Raw genomic sequence first — 3,622 nt, 5'->3', positions numbered from 1 at the left:
CTATTTAGTTGGATATTCTGGTCAAGGGAACGCTTCTTGGGATAGAAATGATACTTTTATCACTACAAATACAGGAAGAACAATAAAAATTCTTGATGGAGATACCTATGGTTATACATCAATGACTCAGGATCAAGATAACTTATATATTCTTTTTGAAACAAAAACTGGTGTAGCTGATATTGAAATGAGAAGATATGATATATCATCAAAAGAATATGCTAACTTAAATGCTCAGATATTGGAAAGAGGTCAAGGACTTTTAGATGTGCAAGATAAATTAATGTTGAGTAAAAACTATTTATCAGGAGAATATACTAATCAAAGTGATAAAGGTGTTGAATCAGTTATTGAATTAAATAACTTTAAATTAGGAGCTTTCCATAAAAATACAAAAGATAATAGTGATGATGTATATAGAACAATTAAATATAATTTAGAAGAAACTACTTTGGTTTTATCACAAGATAATGCATTTATACAAGGAGATAATATATTTGCTGGATATCAAGCGGGAAAAATAAAATATGCAAACAAATCAACAAATGATCTAAATTCATTTGTAATGGGATACTCATTTGATAAAGGATTAGAAAATGATTTATCATATAGATTTGCATTAAATGGAGTATATTCAAATAATAAAGTAGAAAGAAATAAAGAAGAAGGAGTAGGAAGAACAGCTGAATTTGATTCATACAGTATCAGTATGAAAAACCAACTTTCTAAAAATATCTCTTTCACAGAAAATACTAATTTAAAACTATCAGCAGGATTAAATACAACAGTATTTGGACATGAAGAGTTTGAAGAAGATGGAGGAATTAAAACTGTTGATGGAGGAAAATGGAATAACGCAAAAGTAGATAAGAGTCAAAATATTTCTAATGAAATTTTTGCAAAAGCTACAGTAGATCAAAAAGTAAAAGTAACAGATAAATCAAGTGTAAAATTAGCGATGGATTTAGGATGGAAAAAAGAACTAATGGATGTAGATGAGTGGAGAGATGAGTTTACAGTATTAGATGTAACAAAAGAATTTGCAACACCAGTAAAAAAACATGAAGGTGGAGTAGGAACAGCATCAGTATCAGCAACATTTGATTTAGCAGAAAAAGTAGAATTAGTAGGAAGTTACTCAATAGATACAGAAGGAGAAGGAGTAGCTACTGGAAAAGTAACTTACAAATTATAACTTAAAAATAATAAAAATCATCCTTGAGGAAGAGAACTAAATAATTGGTTCTCTTCTTTTTTGATATTGCTATTAAGTCTTTAATATTTTAATAAATATAAAAAAATACTGATGAAAAAACTCATCAGTATTTAGTATATCTATCTTATATTTTAGATCTCAAACTCTTCTTGAGATTCTACTTTCTTTTCTTCCTTAATAATAATTTTTATTTTTTGGATACAATGATCTTTAATTTCAAGGATTTCAAAAGTAAGATTATTATACTCCACTTTTAATTTTTCTCCCTCTTCTGGAATTTTTCCAAGAAGATTAATGACAAAACCTGAAACTGTATCAACATCATCATTTTCTAATTTCATATCCAAATCATAGTTTAATTCTCTCATAGAATAAAGTCCATCAACTAAATAATTGTCTTTATCTAATTTTTCTAGTTTAGGCTCATCTTCATCATAAATTTCTTCAATATCACCCATTACTTCTTCAATAAGATCTTCCATTGTAACAAGTCCTGAGAAACTTCCATATTCATCAATTAATAAAGCTACAAAAATTTTATTTTTTTGAAACTCCTTAAATAATATATCGATATTTTTATTTTCAGGTATAAAATAAGGTTTTTGCATAATAGATTTAATATCTACATTCTCAAATCCTTTTTTTCTAGCCTCAATAATAAAATCTTTCATATAAAGAATACCGATTATATTGTCTTTTTCACCTTGATAAATAGGAATTCTAGAATGACGCATTTCAAGAAGTTCATCTAAGTAAAGGTTTAACTCTTTGTCAATATTAATAAAATATACATTTTTTCTAGGAGTCATTATCTCCCTAGCTATTTTATTATCAAAAGACAGCACAGAAGTAATCATCTCTTTTTCAGTTTCATTAAATACTCCGTGTTTTTCTCCAATCTCTATAAGGGATTTTATCTCTTCTTCTGACACTTTTTCCTCCATATTCTTAAGATCCATTCCAATAATTTTAAGAACAAAATTAGTAGAAAAAGATAAAAGTTTTATGAAAGGAAGAACCACTAAAGATATAAGATAAACTATTCTTACAGAAAAAAGTCCAATTCCCTCTGCTTTTTGTAGTGCTATTCTTTTTGGGACTAGCTCTCCAAATACCAAAGTAAAAAATGATAAAACAACAGTAACCAAAATTAAAGAGATCTCTTTAGTGTATGGTATAGAAAATACAGAGATCCAACTTTCAACTACATAAGAAAAATTTGTAGCTGCTGATGCACTGGCAAAAAAACCAGAAAGAGTAATAGCAACCTGAATTGTAGATAAAAAGTTAGTAGGCTCTTCTAAAAGTTTTAGAACAAGCTTGGCTCTCTTATTCCCTTTTTCAGCAAGCATATTGATCTTATTTTTATTAATAGATACAATAGCCATCTCTGTACAAGAGAAAAAAGCATTCACTAAAGTTAAAAAAATTAAAAAAATTAAATTTGATAAAACGTTTCCATTCGTCGTGGGTATTTCCACTATAAACTACCTCCTAATAAAATTATTTGAGCATATCTTATCATATAATAGTGAAAAAAACAACTGATTTTCAAAGGTTTTTTGAAAAAAATGATAAATAAAAAATTAAATTGTATTTAGCATTGATTTTTTTTAATTATGTTGTATAATTGTATTAAGTGAAACTTAAACTTTGTGGTATAGAGGAGTGTGATTCATATATGATTATTACAAACAAAAGAGCGGAAGTACTAAAAAAAATAGTGGCAAAATATGATGAAGAAGCTAGAGAAAGAAAGTTACACCAAAAAAATCACGAGGATGATTTCAAAAAATATAGAGATTATATAAAGGGGATAATTAACTATAAGAGATAATTGATTATTGAATTATTTTTTTAAATATGAGATAATATCTCTATCGAGTAAAGACATAAAAATAAGAAGGAGAAAAAATGGGATTTTTTGATTTTTTAAAAGGAAAAAAAGATAAAAAAGTTGTTGAAATATACTCACCTTTAGCAGGAAGAGTTATTCCATTAGAAGAAGTACCAGATGATGCTTTTTCTCAGAAAATGATAGGAGACGGTTGTGCTATTGATCCTGCTCCAGGAGCTATATATGCACCTATTGATGGAGAAATAGATATATTTGAAACTAATCATGCTATCAGTGTTGAAACTCCAAGTGGTTTAGAACTTATAATCCATTTTGGTGTAGATACTGTAAAACTTAATAAAGAAGGGTTAGTAAGAATTGCAGAAAATGGTGGAGTTAAAAGAGGAGCAGAACTTGTTAAGTATGATTTAGATCTTATAAAATCTAAAAATTACTCTACAAAAACTCCAATAATAGTAACTAATATGGATGTAGTAGAATCAATAGAGGTAGTTGCTAATGGAGATGTAAATGTAGGAGATTTACTTATGAAGGTAACTCTTAAATAA

4 protein-coding genes are annotated in these 3,622 nt (G+C 27.4%); 3 read left to right on the top strand and 1 reads right to left on the bottom strand.

The window, feature by feature from the left end; translation table 11 throughout:
• On the top strand, positions 1-1,195 hold a 1,195-nt coding region (locus tag Q1J48_RS04210), incomplete at its 5' end, for an autotransporter outer membrane beta-barrel domain-containing protein (protein WP_300361475.1).
• Positions 1,196-1,347: 152 nt separating this feature from the next.
• On the opposite strand, the gene Q1J48_RS04205 is transcribed toward Q1J48_RS04210, so the two are convergent.
• Positions 1,348-2,697: a hemolysin family protein gene (locus tag Q1J48_RS04205; protein WP_300361473.1), complete on the bottom strand. Its 1,350-nt coding sequence runs from the start codon at positions 2,695-2,697 to the stop codon at positions 1,348-1,350.
• Between the two features lie 200 nt (positions 2,698-2,897).
• On the opposite strand from Q1J48_RS04205, the gene Q1J48_RS04200 reads away from it, so the two are divergent.
• Positions 2,898-3,053, top strand: coding sequence for a hypothetical protein (locus tag Q1J48_RS04200; protein ID WP_300331119.1), 156 nt, complete (start codon positions 2,898-2,900; stop codon positions 3,051-3,053).
• A 77-nt stretch (positions 3,054-3,130) separates the two neighbouring features.
• On the top strand, positions 3,131-3,622 hold the full coding sequence (locus tag Q1J48_RS04195; RefSeq protein ID WP_300361470.1) for a PTS sugar transporter subunit IIA: 492 nt from the start codon (positions 3,131-3,133) through the stop codon (positions 3,620-3,622).

Origin of the sequence: Fusobacterium sp. (assembly GCF_029258315.1) — a bacterium.
GTDB lineage: Bacteria > Fusobacteriota > Fusobacteriia > Fusobacteriales > Fusobacteriaceae > Fusobacterium_B.
Note: the sequence above shows the minus strand (reverse complement) of the source record. Positions and strands in the feature narration are given on the sequence as shown.